We start from the raw sequence: 15,363 nt of genomic DNA, 5'->3' as shown, positions 1-15,363 counted from the left end.
CGGTCAGGAAGCGGCGACGCACCTCTCGTACGCCGCCAGCAGCTCCGCCAGCTCCAGCACCGGGCCCTCCGGGTCCTTCGCCGCGTCGTCCCAGCGGCGCAGCGCCACCGCGTCCTCGGCCATCGGGTGGGCGGCGAACGCGGCGGCCTCCTCCTCGTCCATCGGGCCGCCCTGCACCTTCAGCGAGGCGATGGACGCCGGGCTGAGCAGGGCGCGGTAGGCGGGGTCCGTGGCCACCAGGTAGCGCTTGGCCGGGACGTGCTGGGCGATGACCCACGCCGTGCGTTCGCCCAGGTGCCGGCGGGCCCACTCCGCGCCCGCCAGCTCGTGCGGCAGACCCGGGTGGTCGGCCCGTACCGGCCGCGCCCTGCCGATGTCGTGCAGCGCGGCGGCGACCACCAGTTCGTCGTCGGCGCCGGCCGCCATCGCCAGGTGGGCGGCCTGGAGCGCGTGGGTGCGCTGGTCCACCGGTTCGCCGCCGTACGGGAGGCCCGCGAGGCCGTCGACGAGTTCGGCCAGTCGGTCGGAAGTGAGCGTGTTCATGATTCCTCCAGATCAAGACGGTCGCCGCGGATGGCCTCCGCCAGTTCCTCGGCCAGTCGCGGTGTCGCCGCCACGACTCCCGACCAGCGGCGGCTCAGGTCGGGGTCGAGTTCCAGCGGGCGGCCGTGTACGTCGATGACCGCGCCGCCCGCCGCCGGGACCGTCAGCATCGCCGCCGCCAGGTCGACGATCCGGTGGGTGTCGGAGCCCGCGTCGGCGAACGCGTCCGTCGAGCCCTCGGCGACCAGGGCCGCCTCCAGGCAGCTGGTCGACAGGATCCGGATCCGGGCCGCCCGCTCGGCCACCCGCCACCAGGCGTCGGCGATGTGCCGCTGGGGGCGGAGCAGGCTGACGGCGGCGCCGTCCAGGTGCTCGCGTCCGCTGGTGCGGTAGGGAGACGGCTGCCCGGCCACCGTGTGCCAGCAGCGGCCCGTGTCCAGCCAGCAGGTCAGGGCCTCGACCGGTACGCCGTCCACGGCGATGACTCCGGCGAAGGCGGAGAGCGGGACGCCGGCCGCGGCGTTCGCCGTACCGTCCACCGGGTCCGTCACCAACGTGACCGCGGAGCCGTTGTCGATGCTCCCCAGCTCCTCGCTGAGCAGGTTGATCCGGTGCGCGGACACCACCTCCGCGATGGCGGTGTCGACGAGGATGTCGAGCCGCATCGTCGGGGTTCCGTCGGCGCCCATCTGGACCTTCTCGGCGAGCTGGGCGCGGTCGTAGCGTTCGCGGGCGGTGCGGAAGGCGGCGACGGCGGCCTCGGTCGCCTGCGCGAGGGCCGGGTGGACGGCGGGTGGCAACTGGGGTGCGGGGACCGGCCAGGTGATCTTTCCGGTCACGTCGAGGCCTCCGGTCCGCCCGCGATTCCGGCCGCGATGCCGGTTGCGATTCCGCCCGCGATTCCGTTCGTACGGTCCCGGAGTACCGCGGCCACCACCGGCCACGGTCGTCCCGGTGCGGCCAGGACCAGGTCGGCGCGCTGCCCCGGGGCCAGGCTGCCGCGGTCCGGCAGGCCCGCCACCTCGGCCGGTCCGGCGGTCACCAGGCCCACCGCGGCGGGCAGGGTGGCCAGGCCCTCCTCGGCGAGCAGCAGGGCCGCCGCCAGCAGGCCCGAGGGCAGGTAGTCCGAGGCGAGCGCGGTGACCAGGCCGCGGCCGACCAGGTCCCGGCCCGACGCGTTGCCGTTGTGGGAGTTGCCGCGCAGCACGTTGGGGGCGCCCATGACGGTGGGCATGCCCAGGTCGCGGGCCGCCTCGGCGGCGGCGAGGGTGGTGGGGAACTCGGCGACGGCGCCGCCGCGTTCGCGCAGCGCCGCCACCTCCTGCGCCGAGCCGGGGTCGTGGCCGAGGAGGCGGACACGGCCCGCCGTCGCCCGCTCGCCCAGGTCGGCGAGCGCCTCCTCGCGGATGTCGAGCCGGCCGTCCCGCTCCTCGATCAGGCTGTCCACATGGGCGCGGGCCTCGTCCTCGGACATGCCCCGCGTGCCCATCAGATACTGCTCGTAGTAGCGGCGATCGGCGTACTGGCCCTGGCCCGGCGTGTGGTCCTCGTGGGAGACGAGGGCGACGCCGTCGACCGCGTCGAGGCGGCGGCGCAGGGCGGCCAGTCCCTCGGGGCAGCGGACGTCGAGGCGGTGCAGGATGCGGTGGTCCACCATGCCGTTCGTGCGGGCCTCCACCGCGCGGCAGATCTGCTCGGCCGTCTCCACGCTGCGGGACAGGCCCCGGCCGTGGCTCTGCTCGTACGCCGCGCCGTGGAACGCCGTGGTGACACCGGCCGCGCCCAGCTTGCCCTCGAAGGACAACAGGGCGAATTCGAGGGGGAGTTCGGCGCCGGGGCGGGGGAGTCGTTCCTTCTCCAGGCCGTCGCTGTGGACGTCCACCAGGCCGGGGAGGCAGAGCAGGCCCTGGCCGTCCACGTCCGCCTCCAGACCCGCCGGATGCGGCTCCACGGCGGCGATACGGCCGTCCCTGACCGCCACCAGTGCGTCGTCCAGGACCCGGTCCGCGAGGACGGCCCGGACGTGGCCCAGCACGTAGTCGGCGGGCGGCGCGCCCAGCGTCCAGCCCTGGGCGACCGGTTCGGCAAGACCAGTAGCGGTACCCGTACCCGTACCCGTACTCATGCTGCTTCCTCCAGTGTCTCGGCAGGGGTGCCCTGGTGGGTGATCCGGCCGTCCCGGACGAACACCACGCGGGAGGCCAGGCGGCGGATGGCGTCCATGTCGTGGAAGACGGCGAGGACGGCGACGCCCTGCCCGACCAGCGAGTCGACGAGTTCGAGCGCGGCCTCGCGGTTGGCCGGGTCCAGGGCGGACACCGGCTCGTCGAGCAGGAGCAGCCGGGGCGGCTGTACGGTGCCGGCGGCCAGGTTCACCCGCTGGCGTTCGCCGCCGGACAGGACACCGCAGTCGACGTCCCACAACGTCTCGTCCAGCTTCAGGCGCCGGAGCGCCGCCGCGGCCGCCTCCCGGGCCTCGCCCCGGTCGAGTCCGCGGCGCCGGGCCACCGCGGCGACCACCTCCAGCGGGCCGGTACGCGGCGGGGCCGCCAGGAACTGCGAGACGTAGCCGAACTCCCGGCCGCGCAGCCGCGCCATCGCGCGGTCGGGGAGCTCGGTGAGTTCGACGGGGCCCGCCTCGGTGTGCAGCCGTACCGAGCCGGAGTCCGGGAGGTACGTGCGGTACACGCAGCGCAGGAGGGAGGACTTGCCGGCGCCGCTGGGGCCCGCGAGCGCCACGTGTTCGCCGGCGTGCACGTCCAGGTCGACGCCGTGCAGCGACGGGACCGTACGGCCGTCGATGCTGTGCAGGGTGAAGGACTTGCGCAGCGCGCGCACCGAGAGAACGGCTTCGGTGAGAACGGGTTCGGTGAGTACGGCTTCGGTGACAACGGCTTCAGTCGTCGGGCTGTGCACCGGGCTGTGCATCGGGCTCACCTCCGGGCCGCGGCGACCAGCCGCTGGGTGTAGGGGTGGTGCGGGTCGTGGAAGAGCTGGTCGGTCAGGCCCCGTTCGACCACCCGGCCCGTCTGCATGACGAGGGTGCGGTCGGTCAGTGCCTCGATGACCGAGAAGTCGTGGCTGACGACGACCGCGGCGACGTCGCGCTCGGCGAGCAGGCTGCGCAGCAGGTCGAGGACTCCGGCGGCGACCGAGGCGTCCAGGCCCGTGGTCGGCTCGTCGAGGAGGAGCACGGGAGGCTCGGTGGCCAGCGCCTTGGCGATCTGGACGCGCTGTCGCATGCCGCCCGAGAAGGTGTGCACCGGGTCGTCCATGCGGGCGAGCGGCACCTCGACCCGGTCGAGGAGCTCGGCGGCCCGGCGCCGGATGGCGTGGTAGCCGCGCCAGCCCGCCGCCGTGAGGCGCTCGGCGATGTTGCCGCCCGCGGAGACGCGCAGGTCGAGTCCGGCGGCCGGGTCCTGGTAGACGACGGCCATCGTGTCGATGCGCAGCGCCCGGCGTACGGCGGCGGGGAGGGCGAGCACGTCCACCGCGCCGCCCTCGACCCCGGCCAGGTGGACCCGGCCGGCCGTGGCCGGCTCGTCGCCGACCACGCAGCGCAGCACGGTCGACTTGCCCGAGCCGGACTCGCCGATCACGCCGAGCGCCTCGCCCGGGGCCACGTCGAAGGAGATGTCCCAGGCCGCGACCACCGCGCCGGTGGCCGGGCTGATCGCGGTGCCGTGCTCCGGTCCGGTGCCGGGGACGGCCGCCGCTCCGCCGGCGCCGTGCACCTTGCCGATGCCGTCGACGCGCAGCGCCCACTCCAGGCCCGAGGCCGAGGCCGAGGCCGAGGCAGGGGCCGAGGCCGGTCGTGGCGCCGAGGGGAGCTCCGCCGGACCGGGCGTGGCGTGCCGGGCCCGTGCCGCCGGGTCGGGCAGCAGGGCCAGGGGCGCCCGGCGCCGGTGGGCCGCCGTGTCGGCGTCGCCGTCCTGCACCCGCGCGCACCACTCGGTGTCGCTGCACGCGAAGTCGCCCGACGTCCCGGAGTCCACGAGGAAGACGTCGTCGCTGCCGCAGAACCGGCAGCGGGCGCCGGGTGCGTGCTCGACCTCGAAGGGGACGTCGTCGAAGGTGAGCGGACGGACGTCGGTGTGCGGGGGCACCGCGTAGATCCGCTTCTCGCGGCCCGCTCCGAAGAGGTTGAGGTGCTCGGCCTGGTGCAGCCGGGGCACGTCCCAGCGCGGGATGGGGCTGGTGGCCATGACGTAGCGGCCGCCGACCAGCACCGGATAGCCGGTGCTCGCGGTGATCATGCCGTTGCGGACGATGTCCTCGTACAGGCTGACCCACATCGCCGAGTAGTCGTCCTCGGCGTGCATGCGGGCACATTCCGCGACCGACTTCTGCACCCCGCGGAGCGGTTCCGGCACCGGGACCTGGTAGACGAGCATGTGCTGGGCGCCCAGGGCCTCCTCGGGGACGCGGTGGCGGGTCTGTACGACGGTGGCCTCCCGGGTGTCGGCCGACTCGGCGGAGCCCGTGGTCCCGGCGATGAGGCGGCGCAGGTTGGTGGCGTTCACCCCGGCGTCGTCGCCCTGGTCGATCACCTTGACGGTGTCGTCGGCGCCGATCACCGCGAGGGTGACCTGGAGGCCGCCCGAGCCCCAGCCGCGGGCCACCGGCATCTCCCGGGAGCCGAACGGCACCTGGTAGCCGGGGACGCAGACCGCGGTGAGGCAGGCACGGCGGATCTCGCGCTTGGCGTTCTCGTCGAGGAGCCCGGCGGGCGGGGCGCCGGCCTCGGCCTCGGCGACCAGCGCGCCGATCGCGGAGGTCGGGGAAGTCGTGGAGGTCCCGGAGGTTCCGGGGGCTCCGGAGGTGTGGGCCGTGGTCGTCGTCATCGGCAGTCCTTTCCCGCGGGGCCGGCGATCCGCGCGGGCGGTTCCTCGCCCGCCTCGGCGGCGGCCCGCATGGCTTGCTTGCGCTCGGCCATCGAGCGGAACGTGACGTAGTGGGGGAGCTTCAGGTGCTCCAGGAAGCCGCCGGAGTCGAGGCCGTCGATCGTCATCAGCAGCAGCTGCTCCAGCGGGCCGCTGCGGCCGAACCGGCGGTTGGCGATGTCCAGGTTGGCCATGGCGATCGCCTTGCGCTCGTTGTGCCCGAAGCACAGCCCGTAGCCGACGCCGAAGCGGGTACGGTCCTCCTCCGCGCCGTCCAGGTCCTCGACGGCCTCGGCCTCGGTGACCCGGAACTCGCCGACGGCGACCGGGTTCCCGGTGTGCGGGTGGCGGACCCGCAGCGGCAGGCGGCCGTGTCGCAGCTCGCCCAGGGTGATCTCGTGGACGTCCCCGTCCGGGCCGAGGATCGAGCGGTACCAGAGCGCCACCAGGGCGCCGGTCTCGGCGCGGGCCATCGCCGCGAGGACGGCGGAGCGCGCGGCCGGCGGCCGGGCGGGCTTGCGGGTGATGTCGTGCGGCTCCGGGTCGTCGTGGGCCGGCTGCTCGTCGACCAGCTCCAGCTTGCGGAGGAGTTCGAGGAACCGGCGCGGGCGGCGCTGCTCCTCGGTGCGGGCCACCCCCTCCCCGGAAGGCTCCGCCGACAGCTCCGCGGGCGGCTCCGGCGGGCCGTCCGGCTGTTCCAGCAGCCGGCCCGTGTAGTCCGAGGTACGGCCGAGCAGCTGCGGCCCGTCCGGGCTCCGGAACGCCGGCACGATCCGGCGCAGGATCGTCATCTCGTCCGGATCGACCGGCTCGCTCACCGCCAGCCTGGGCAGTGTGGACCGCTTCGCCCGCAGCAGGTGCGAGGCCTCCAGGGTGTCCCCCTCGGCCTGGCGCAGCGCGGCGGCCGCGGTCGGCTCGTCGTAGAGCCCGGCCTCGCCCATCACGCGGTCGACGGCCAGCCGGAACCGGGCGGTGATCTGCCCGGTCGACGCCCACGGCACGGGCGCGTGGTCGCGCTTGTGGCGGACCAGGTCCTCGGCGGCGAGGATCGCCTCCAGGCCGCCACGTGCTCCCGAGTACCCCATCAGTTCTCCTCCTCCACGACGGCCGTACTGCGCGGCAGGCCGAGCAGGCGTCCGTCCGGTGCGGTCAGCAACAGGTCGATTCCGGCCGGGAATCCGGCGACCGCCTCCGCCCGGGCCTCGACGAACCCGTCCGGCAGGCCGTCCGGCGCGACGACGAGGTCGCCCGGTACGCCGGGGCCCGACAGCCGCCACTTCCTGGGCCCGCCGTCCAGCGCGGACACCGGCAGGAACAGCAGGGCACCGTCCTCGGGCGCCTCGGCACTGCCCCGGCGCAGCCGCCGTATCTCGTCCGGCGCGACCGGGCGTACGGCGGCGACCAGCCGGGCCTCCGCCAGCGGTACGGCGGGTGCGTTCGTCGCCACGGCCACCACCTCCGACCACCGGCCTGTGCCGCCTGTGCCGCCTGTGCCGTCCTGCTCCAGGACGCAGAAGCCCGTCCCCAGGTCGGCGAGGGCCAGCAACGGCAGCAGGGCGGCGGGTACCGGGCCCGTCGGTGCGACGGGCAGCCGGGTGGTCGTACCCGGCCGGGCCAGCGCGTCGAGCACGGCGCGGAACACGCCCTGCGCCTGCCTGGGGGCCGGCTTCGCCGCGGTCACCAGTTCCGCGGTCTCCACCGCTGGGGGCAGCTGTTCTGCCACGGTCACGTCAGCTCCTCGAACTCGACGACGGTCGGGGCGAGCTCCGCCCACTCCTGGCCCTCCCGCTCCGCCCGGCGGCGCGCGACCCGCTCGCACAGCCGGTCGATCTCGGCGGCCCGGGGCCGGCCGGACTGGGCCTCGGCGTCGAGGACGGCCGCCGCCAGCACGGCCGCCCGGTCGTCGCCGAGCCGGATGGCCCAGCCCCGGTGGCCGGCCAGTTCCACCTCGGCGCGGCAGGCCAGCACGTCACCGAGCAGGAACCGCTCGGCCAGCACGGGCTCGCGCACCTGGGCGGTCACGCAGCCGACCTCGGGCGCCACCAGCACCCGTACGCCCGCGCCGTCCTCCAGACAGGCGTCGGCCAGCGCGACGAGCTCCTCCCGTTCCGCCTCCGCCAGCAGGGCACAGCGTTGCTCCCTGCTCACCACGTGTGTCACTGCTTCTCCTTGTCGTCTGAGCCCTCTGAGCCCTCTGAGTTCTCCGAGCCCTCTGAGTCCTCTAGGTCCGCTGCGCTTGTCGTCTCCGGGGCGCAGGGCTGTTCGTCCAGTTCGACCACCACGCGCACGGCGTCCGCGCGGGTCCAGGTGCGGCTGCACATCAGGACGGTGCCGGTGCCCTCGGCCCGGCTGACGCTCTCCACCAGCCACGCGGGCTGGCTGCTCTCCATCCGCAGGGCGCGCAGCACCTCCGCCGGCGGGACGTCGATGCTCACCCGGCACCAGGCCCGCACCGGCCGTACCCGCACCAGCTGGCGGAGCACGGTGTCCATCGACTCGACGGCGTGCAGGGCCAGACCGAGGTCCGGCACCTCGTCCACGGGGATCCACTCGTGCACCCACGCGGCGAGCAGATCGTCGATGTAGAACTCCCGTACCACCTCGTGCACGGGCACCCCCGCGGGGCGCTCGAACCGTTCCGCGAGGTCGGCGGGGAGGGTGGTCCGGCGCACCGACTTGACCAGGGCGCGCGGTGTGGCACCCGCCGCGGCGATCGTCGTCGACCAGGACGGCGGGGCGCTGCGGGAGATGACGTAGTCGATCCGGCGGTTGACGAAGGTGCCCGAACCCTGGGTCCGGCGCACCACGAATCTGCGTTCCAATTCCTGTACGGCGGCCCTGGCGGCCGCCCGCCCGACACCGAACCTGCGCGCGATGTCGGCCTCGCTGGCCACCCGCGTGCCGCGGGCGCAGCCGTCGAGTTCGGCTGCCAGCCGGTCCGCGATCTCCAGATACCTGGTCGCACTCACACCGGGAACGGTGGTCGCCCAACTCGTCCGGACAACTTGCCGTCGGCCAACGGCCCCGACCCGCAAGGTGAACAGTCCGGACAGTTGTATCGCGTTCTTTGCGAGCCCTTTGCCCCTGGTGTCCCTTTTATCGGACGGTTTGTAGGGCGGCTGCTGTCGGGCGGCGGCTTGCTGGGCGGCTCATCGGACGATCCGGCGCAGCCAGACCGCCAGCAGCTCCACGAGCAGCACCGTGCCGAACACCAGCAGCAGCACCGTGGTGACGACCCCGAACTCCAGCACCCGGGAGGCGTTGAGCAGGTCGAAGCCGATGCCGCCGGCGCCGACGATGCCGAGCAGGGTCGCCGAGCGGATGTTGACGTCGAGCTGGTAGAGGACGTGACCGACGAGGGCGGGCGCGGCCCGCGGCAGCGTCGCGGACCAGAAGACCTGCGGGCGGGAGGCCCCGGTGGCGCGTACGGCCGCCTCCACGCCGGGGTCCACCTCCTCCAGCGAGTCGGCGACCAGCTTGCCGAGCAGGCCGACGGCGCCGACGCCGAGCGCGAGGGCGCCCGCCACCGGGCCGAGGCCGGTGACGACGACGAAGACGATGGCGAGGACGAGTTCCGGGATGCCGCGCACCAGGACCACGACGGTCCGGAACACGGCGGCCGTCGCGGGGGAGGGGGACACGTTGCGGGCCGCCAGCGCGCCGACGGGCAGGGCCAGGACCGTGCCGATCAGCGTCGCGGCCAGTGCGATCTTCACGGTCTCGAACAGGTCGGCCAGCAGAGTGGGGAGGATGCCGCCGGTCCGGGGCGGCCAGAACAGGCCGAGCGTGTGCCCGATGGTGCCCAGCGCGCCGAAGAACTGCCCCGGCGCGAGACCGGCCCCGCGCACGGAGGCGGCCAGCGCGAGCAGGCTCACCACCGTGTAGGCGGTACGGCGGACACGGCGCGCGGTCCAGGGCGGGCTGATCCGGGCGGGGACGGGCGCCGTGCCTGTCGCCCGGACCCTTTCTCCGACCGGGGTGACCGAGCCGTCGGCGTCGGCGTCGGCGTGGGCGTGGGCGTGGGCGTCGGTGTGGGCGCGGACCGGGGGCTGCCGCCGGGCCCACCGGAAACGCGCCCGCCCCCTCCCGACGTCCGTGTCCCGCAGCAGCGCCCGCCGGATCGCCCCCGAGAGCAGCTCGACCAGCACGCACAGCACGAGCACCACCAGGGCGAGCGCCATGCCGCGCCGGTAGTTCAGCGAGCCCAGGGCCTCCGCGATCGCGTAGCCGAGGCCGCCCACGCCGACGAAACCCAGTACCACCGAGACCCGCAGGTTGATGTCGAGCCGGTGCAGGGCGTGCGCCACCAGGGCGGGCAGCACCTGGGGCAGGACACCCGTGACCAGCTGCTGCACCCGGCCGGCCCCGGTGGCGCGTACCGCCGTCCGCGGCCCCTCGTCGATCTGCTCGATGGCGTCGGCGTACAACTTGCCGACCATGCCCACCGAGTGCAGACCCATGGCCAGGACGCCGGTGAGCCCGCCCAGGCCGAAGATCCGGAAGAAGACGATGGCCAGCACCACGTCGGGCACGGCCCTGGCCAGCACGATGACACCGCGCGCTCCGAAGCGCGCGGCCGGGTGCGGGGTGGTGTTGCCGGCCGCCAGCACCGCCACCGGCAGGCTGAGCAGCACCGACAGCAGGGTCGCGCACACCACGACGGCCAGCGTCTGCCCGCACAGCTCCAGCAGTTCGCCGGGCGGCGGGAAGTCCAGCGGGACCATGCGCCGGCCGAAGTCGGCCGCGTTCGAGGCGCTGTCGACCAGGGTGGCGACGTTGATGCGCAGGTCGGCGAAGGCCCAGCAGGCGAGGCCGAGCAGCGCGGCCGTCATCAGGAGCGCGGCGATTCCGCCGACGCGGGGCCGGGCGAGGGTACGGGCCGCCGGGGCGGCCGGGCCGGGCCGGGGCGGCGACTTCGGTGTGCCCGATATGCCCGATGCGTGAGGAATATCCGGTGTGTCCGTGGTCCGTACGGTCATGGCGTCAGCCCGCCGCTTCGGCGAGTACGGCCGGAGCCGCGGCGCCCAGCCGCTCGTACACGGACATCACCTCGGCCCGCGTCAGCCCGGCCACCGGGCTGTCCATCAGCACCCGCCCGGCCCGCAGCCCGATCACCCGGTGGCCCCAGGACAGGGCGAGGTCCACCTGGTGCAGGCTGCACAGCACGGTGAGCCGCTCCTCCGCGCCGATCTCCTTGATGAGCCGCATGACCTGGGCGGCGGACTCGGGGTCGAGCGAGGCGACCGGTTCGTCGGCGAGCAGGATCTCCGGGCGCTGCATCAGCGCCCGGGCGACGGCGACACGCTGCTGCTGGCCGCCGGAGAGGGTGTCGGCCCGCTGGAACGCCTGGTCGAGCAGACCGACCCGCTCCAGGTGGCGCAGCGCCTCCCGCCGTACCGCCTTCGGGTAGCCGACCAGGCCGAGCCGGGGGCCGCGCAGCCGGCCGAGCGCCCCGGTGCAGACGTTCTCCAGCACGGTGAGGCTGCCGACGAGGTGGAACTGCTGGAAGACGAAGCCGATCCGGCGGCGCAGCCGGCGCAGTTCGGCGCCGCCGGCCCGGCCGACGTCGGTGCCGAGCACGGTGACCGTGCCGGTGGTGGCCCGCTGGAGCCCGTCGACGTGCCGCAGCAGGGTCGACTTGCCGGACCCGGACAGGCCGAGCAGCACGACCAGTTCGCCGGCCCGGACGGTCAGCGAGACGTCGTCGAGGGCGCGGACGCCGGGGTCGTACCGCTTGCCGACCCCCTCGAACCGGACCACCGAGTCGTCGTCGGGCGGGGTCAGGACGCCACGCACTGCTTGTCCTTGGTGACGTCGCAGACCTTGCGGACGCCGTCGTAGGTGGAGTCGGTCACCGGGGCGAAGCCCCAGTCGCCGGAGTCGTCGACCTCGCACGCGCTGCCGGTGCAGTAGCCGTGGGCCTTGAGGTAGTCGGCGTTGGCCTTGTTCTGGAAGACGTCGGTGAGCGTCTTCTTCAGGCCGGCGTCGAGGTCGTCGCTGATCGCCACCGGCGAGCCCGGGATGACCGGGGACTTCCACACCGTGGTGATCTCGCCCTTCTTGAGCTGGCCCTTCTCGATCAGCTGCTTGTCGACCATGGTGTCGTAGGCGAAACCGGCGTCGCACTGGCCGCTCTTGACCGCGAGCACCGAGGCGTCGTGGCCGCCCGCCATCACCGAGGTGATGTCCTTGTCCGGGTTGATCCCGGCGTCGAGCAGCCCGGCGCGCGGGTAGAGGTAGCCGGAGGTGGAGTTGGGGTCGACGAAGCAGACCTTCTTGCCCTTGAAGCCCTTCAGGTCCTTGATGGACGAGCCGGTCTTCACGATGCCGTAGGACTTGTACCCGGGCTGCGCGCCCTTCGCGGTGATACCGGCCGCGACCGGCGTGGCCTTGACGCCGGAGCTGACCGCCTGCACATAGGAGAACGGCCCGTACGCGGCGATCTGGACCTTGCCGGAACGCTGGCCCTCGATGACGGCCGCGTAGTCGGTGGCGTTCTGCAGCTCGATCTTCTTGCCGGTCTCCTTCTCCAGGAGCTTGATCAGGGGCTGGTAGGCCGCCTTGAGGTCGGTCGCGTTCTCGGACGGTACGGCGGCCATGACGAGGGTGCCCCCGTTGCCCCCCGCCGTGGTGGAGGCAGCCGAATCGGCGCTCTCGCCGCAGCCGGCCAGAGCGAGAACGGAGGCGGCGCCGACCGCGAGAGCACTGAGCATGCGCCGGTTAAGGTAGGACATCGTGTGACTTCTCCTCAACGCCCTGCGGGCGATGTACGTCGTCGGACGGTCGCCAGGCTGTGGGCGGGCCGTGCCCGTGCGACGAAGCCGTGGTTTCGACCGGCCGAACGCGACGGGTCTCTTGCCGCCACCCGACCGGACGACTGGCGGGTCGCACGAGACCTCGCACGAGACCGGCGCGGACGCCCCGCCCACCCCGGCCGCGGCGATGCGGACGACCGCCGTCCCGTCACGCATGATGGGACATCTCCGTCCGCACCCCTCGTCAGGAGCCTGCGCCATGCCCGAACCCGGCGGTGTCCCCACCCTGTTGACGGCTCGTCGGGCCGACCGCACCCGGGCCTTGGGGAGGTTCTTCGAGGAGTGCGTCCACGTTTCGGCCGGCGTCCCCGGCACGCGGACCGGCCGGGCCGGAGGCCGCGCATGACCGACGGCCGGGCAGCCGGGCATATTCCTCCTGGCGAAGAACCTCTGATCGGCCGGGAGACCGACCTGGAGCGGCTGGACGGTTTCCTGGCCGGCCTCGCGCGGCCGGGCGGCGGCGGTTCGCTGACGCTGCAGGGGGATCCGGGGGTCGGGAAGAGCGCGCTGCTCGCCGCGGTCGTCCACCGGGCCGAGGCCGCGGGGCTGCGGGTGCTGCGGGCCGCGGGGGTGCAGTACCGGGCGCAGGTCAGTTACGGCGCGCTGCAGCAGTTGCTGACGTCGGTGCCGGAGATCCAGTCGCGGACGGTGCGGACCCCCGTCCTCGCCGGGGCCCTCGGCTTCGAGCGGGGTGCGGCGCCCGGGACCGACGCGGTCGCCGAGGCTGTGGTGGCGCTCGTCGCGGAACTCTCCCGTGACCAGCCCACGTTGGTCGTGCTGGACGACGTCCAGTGGCTGGACCGGGCCGGCGCCGTCGTCCTGGGGCAGGTGGCGCGCCGGCTCGGCGGTACCGGTACGGGGCTGGTCTGCGCGGCCCGGCTCGGCGAGGAGAGTTTCTTCGACCACAGCGGGCTGCCCGTGCACGAACTGGGTGCGCTCGGCGAGGCCGCCGCCGACGAACTGCTCTGCCGCCGTTTCCCGGAGATGGCGTCCGGGGTCCGGCGGAGGCTGATCGCCGAGGCCGAGGGCAATCCGCTGGCGCTGCTGGAACTCCCGGCCGCGCTGAACGAGTCCCAGCGCATCGCGTCCGAGGCCCTGCCCGCCCGCCTTCCGCTGACCGAACGGCTCCAGTCGACCTTCGCCGCCCGCCTCGGGGCACTGCCGCCGGTCACCCGGCGCCTGCTGCTGGTGGCCGCGCTGGAGGGCAGCGGCAACCTGCTGGTCGTGCGCCGGGCGGCGGCCGGCGGGGGCGCCCCGGAGGACCTGGTCCCGGCGGAACGCGCACGGCTCGTGCGGGTCGACGAGCGGGCCGGGCGGCTGGCCTTCCGGCACCCGCTCATCCGCGCGGCCGTGGTGGAGCTGTCGACCTGCGACCAGCGGCGCGACGTGCACCGCGCGCTCGCCGGCGCCTGGCACGAGGTGCCCGAGCAGCAGGCCTGGCATCTGGCGCAGGCCGCCGTCGAACCCGACGAGCGGATCGCCGCCCTGCTGGAGGACGCCGCCGAGGCGAGCGCCCACCGCGGTGACGGGCCGAACGCGGTCGCGGCCCTGGTGCGTGCCGCCGAGCTGAGCCCGGCGGGCTTCGGGCACGCCCGGCGGCTGGCCAAGGCGGCGTACGTCGGCGCGAACCTCACCGGCAGCGTGCGCGACGTACCCCGGCTGCTCGACGACGCCCGGCGGGCCGCCCCGGACGCGGAGTCCCCGGCGGTCGCGGTGGCCGCCGCGCTGCACCTCCTCAACAGCTACGGCGACATCGACACCGCGCACCGCCTGCTGTCCGGCGCGATCGCCCTGCAGCCCGAACCGTACGACCTCACCGACACCACCCTGCTCGAAGCGCTGAGCACCCTGTTCATGGTGTGCGTGCACGCCGGCCGGGGCGAGCTGTGGGCGGACTTCGACGCGACGCTGGCGAAGTGCACCTCGGTCCCGGACACCCTGCGGCTGATGCGGACCACCTTCGGCGACCCGGCCCGGGCCCGCCCGGCCGACTGGGCCCGGCTCGACGCCGCCGTCCGGGCGCTGCCCGGCACGCCGGACCCGGTGCGGATCGTACGGATCGCCACGGCCGGCGCCTACGCGGACCGGCTCGGCGCGATCGAGGAGCCGCTGCTGCTCACCGCCCGCGGCGGACTGCGCGGCGAGAACATCTTCCCGGCCATCCAGGCCTCGTTCCTGTGGGCCAGCCACGCCTGGTTCACCGGCCGGTGGCCGGAGCTGCGGCGGGTGGCGCACCAGGGCCTGCGCTGGTGCGAGGACCTCGACTACCCGCTGCGGTCCTGGACCGGCAAGTTCGTGCTGGCCTGCACCGCCGCGGCCTGCGGCGACATGGAGGTCGCGAGCCGGTTCGCCGACCAGATGGACCAGTGGGCCGGCTCGCGCCGGGGCCACGCCGTCCGCTGCTACGCCGCCCACGCCAGGACGCTGATCGCCCTGGCGCAGGGCGACTTCGAGGCGGCCTACCGGCACGTGTGCACCATCTCGCCGGCCGGGACGTTCGCGCCGTTCGCCGGGCATGCGCTGTGGGTGATCCCGGACCTGGTGGAGGCAGCGGTGCGCACCGGCCGCCGCGAGGAGGCCGTGGCACATGTCCGGGCGGCCCGGGAAGCGGGGCTCGACGCGGTGTCACCGCGGCTGCGCATGGTGCTGCTCGGCTCGGCAGCGCTGGCCGCCGAAGGCGGTGCGGAGGCGGTACGGGGGTTCGACGCGGCGCTGGCCGTCGAGGGCGCCGAGCACTGGCCCTTCGACCACGCGCGCATCCGGCTCCACTACGGCGAACGGCTGCGCCGCGACCGGTCGCCGGCCCCGGCACGGGAACAACTCGCGGCCGCCGCCCGGACCTTCCGGCGGCTCGGCGCCCGCCCGTGGGCCGAGCGGGCCGACGCGGAACTGCGCGCCTGCGGCGCCCCGGCGCGGGCCCGGAACCTGCCGGCGCTGACACCGCAGCAGCGGGAGATCGCGGGCCTGGCGGCCGCGGGCCTGTCCAACAAGCAGATAGCGGAGCGGCTCTTCCTCTCTCCCCGCACCGTCTCGACCCACCTCTACCAGGCCTTCCCGAAACTGGGCGTCACCTCCCGCGCCGCTCTGCGCGACGCGCTGGAGGGACTGGACGGGTAGGCGGC

General features: G+C 74.5%; 13 protein-coding genes. 1 reads left to right on the top strand and 12 read right to left on the bottom strand.

Annotation, left to right across the window (positions count from 1 at the left end; genetic code table 11):
* Positions 1-3 precede the first annotated feature (3 nt).
* The 12 genes from ABT137_RS17565 to ABT137_RS17510 form a co-directional block, all read right to left on the bottom strand.
* Positions 4-543 (bottom strand): HD domain-containing protein, encoded by a 540-nt coding sequence (locus tag ABT137_RS17565; RefSeq protein WP_351709407.1) that lies wholly within the window; start codon positions 541-543, stop codon positions 4-6.
* A complete protein-coding gene (locus tag ABT137_RS17560) occupies positions 540-1,382 on the bottom strand; it encodes an inositol monophosphatase family protein (protein ID WP_351709404.1) in 843 nt (280 codons plus the stop codon). The genes ABT137_RS17565 and ABT137_RS17560 overlap by 4 nt, the downstream gene beginning before the upstream one ends.
* The gene (locus ABT137_RS17555) at positions 1,379-2,668 is read right to left on the bottom strand and encodes an alpha-D-ribose 1-methylphosphonate 5-triphosphate diphosphatase (protein ID WP_351709401.1); all 1,290 of its coding nucleotides are present in this window, start codon (positions 2,666-2,668) and stop codon (positions 1,379-1,381) included. Before ABT137_RS17555 ends, ABT137_RS17560 begins: the two co-directional genes overlap by 4 nt.
* Positions 2,665-3,471, bottom strand: a complete 807-nt coding sequence (locus ABT137_RS17550) for an ATP-binding cassette domain-containing protein (RefSeq protein ID WP_351709398.1) — start codon at positions 3,469-3,471, stop codon at positions 2,665-2,667. The genes ABT137_RS17555 and ABT137_RS17550 overlap by 4 nt, the downstream gene beginning before the upstream one ends.
* A gap of 5 nt (positions 3,472-3,476) precedes the next feature.
* Positions 3,477-5,387 (bottom strand): alpha-D-ribose 1-methylphosphonate 5-phosphate C-P-lyase PhnJ, encoded by a 1,911-nt coding sequence (locus ABT137_RS17545; RefSeq protein WP_351709395.1) that lies wholly within the window; start codon positions 5,385-5,387, stop codon positions 3,477-3,479.
* Positions 5,384-6,511: a carbon-phosphorus lyase complex subunit PhnI gene (locus tag ABT137_RS17540; RefSeq protein ID WP_351709392.1), complete on the bottom strand. Its 1,128-nt coding sequence runs from the start codon at positions 6,509-6,511 to the stop codon at positions 5,384-5,386. Before ABT137_RS17540 ends, ABT137_RS17545 begins: the two co-directional genes overlap by 4 nt.
* The gene (phnH, locus tag ABT137_RS17535) at positions 6,511-7,155 is read right to left on the bottom strand and encodes a phosphonate C-P lyase system protein PhnH (protein ID WP_351709390.1); all 645 of its coding nucleotides are present in this window, start codon (positions 7,153-7,155) and stop codon (positions 6,511-6,513) included. Before phnH ends, ABT137_RS17540 begins: the two co-directional genes overlap by 1 nt.
* Positions 7,152-7,586, bottom strand: a complete 435-nt coding sequence (locus ABT137_RS17530; RefSeq protein WP_351709387.1) for a phosphonate C-P lyase system protein PhnG — start codon at positions 7,584-7,586, stop codon at positions 7,152-7,154. Before ABT137_RS17530 ends, phnH begins: the two co-directional genes overlap by 4 nt.
* Positions 7,583-8,395 carry a GntR family transcriptional regulator gene (locus ABT137_RS17525; protein ID WP_351709384.1) on the bottom strand — a complete coding sequence of 271 codons (813 nt, stop codon included), beginning with the start codon at positions 8,393-8,395 and terminating at the stop codon, positions 7,583-7,585. The genes ABT137_RS17530 and ABT137_RS17525 overlap by 4 nt, the downstream gene beginning before the upstream one ends.
* Before the next feature lie 180 nt (positions 8,396-8,575).
* Positions 8,576-10,405: a phosphonate ABC transporter, permease protein PhnE gene (gene phnE / locus ABT137_RS17520; protein WP_351709381.1), complete on the bottom strand. Its 1,830-nt coding sequence runs from the start codon at positions 10,403-10,405 to the stop codon at positions 8,576-8,578.
* A 4-nt stretch (positions 10,406-10,409) separates the two neighbouring features.
* Positions 10,410-11,222, bottom strand: coding sequence for a phosphonate ABC transporter ATP-binding protein (phnC, locus tag ABT137_RS17515; protein WP_351709379.1), 813 nt, complete (start codon positions 11,220-11,222; stop codon positions 10,410-10,412).
* Positions 11,207-12,160, bottom strand: coding sequence for a phosphate/phosphite/phosphonate ABC transporter substrate-binding protein (locus tag ABT137_RS17510; RefSeq protein WP_351709376.1), 954 nt, complete (start codon positions 12,158-12,160; stop codon positions 11,207-11,209). Before ABT137_RS17510 ends, phnC begins: the two co-directional genes overlap by 16 nt.
* 423 nt (positions 12,161-12,583) lie before the next feature.
* On the opposite strand from ABT137_RS17510, the gene ABT137_RS17505 reads away from it, so the two are divergent.
* On the top strand, positions 12,584-15,358 hold the full coding sequence (locus ABT137_RS17505) for an AAA family ATPase (protein ID WP_351709373.1): 2,775 nt from the start codon (positions 12,584-12,586) through the stop codon (positions 15,356-15,358).
* Positions 15,359-15,363 lie beyond the last annotated feature (5 nt).

This window comes from Streptomyces sp. NPDC001980, from assembly GCF_040296885.1.
GTDB lineage: Bacteria > Actinomycetota > Actinomycetes > Streptomycetales > Streptomycetaceae > Streptomyces.
The sequence above is the reverse complement of the archived record's forward strand: the minus strand, read 5'-3'. Positions and strand labels throughout refer to the sequence as shown.

Excerpts from the sequence above, each read along its gene's own strand:
- ABT137_RS17505 (WP_351709373.1), top strand. The coding sequence starts at position 12,584 with ATGACCGACGGCCGGGCAGCCGGGCATATTCCTCCTGGCGAAGAACCT.
- ABT137_RS17540 (WP_351709392.1), bottom strand. The coding sequence starts at position 6,511 with ATGGGGTACTCGGGAGCACGTGGCGGCCTGGAGGCGATCCTCGCCGCC.
- ABT137_RS17545 (WP_351709395.1), bottom strand. The coding sequence starts at position 5,387 with ATGACGACGACCACGGCCCACACCTCCGGAGCCCCCGGAACCTCCGGG.
- ABT137_RS17555 (WP_351709401.1), bottom strand. The coding sequence starts at position 2,668 with ATGAGTACGGGTACGGGTACGGGTACCGCTACTGGTCTTGCCGAACCG.
- ABT137_RS17565 (WP_351709407.1), bottom strand. The coding sequence starts at position 543 with ATGAACACGCTCACTTCCGACCGACTGGCCGAACTCGTCGACGGCCTC.
- phnE (WP_351709381.1), bottom strand. The coding sequence starts at position 10,405 with ATGACCGTACGGACCACGGACACACCGGATATTCCTCACGCATCGGGC.
- ABT137_RS17510 (WP_351709376.1), bottom strand. The coding sequence starts at position 12,160 with ATGTCCTACCTTAACCGGCGCATGCTCAGTGCTCTCGCGGTCGGCGCC.
- ABT137_RS17550 (WP_351709398.1), bottom strand. The coding sequence starts at position 3,471 with ATGCACAGCCCGGTGCACAGCCCGACGACTGAAGCCGTTGTCACCGAA.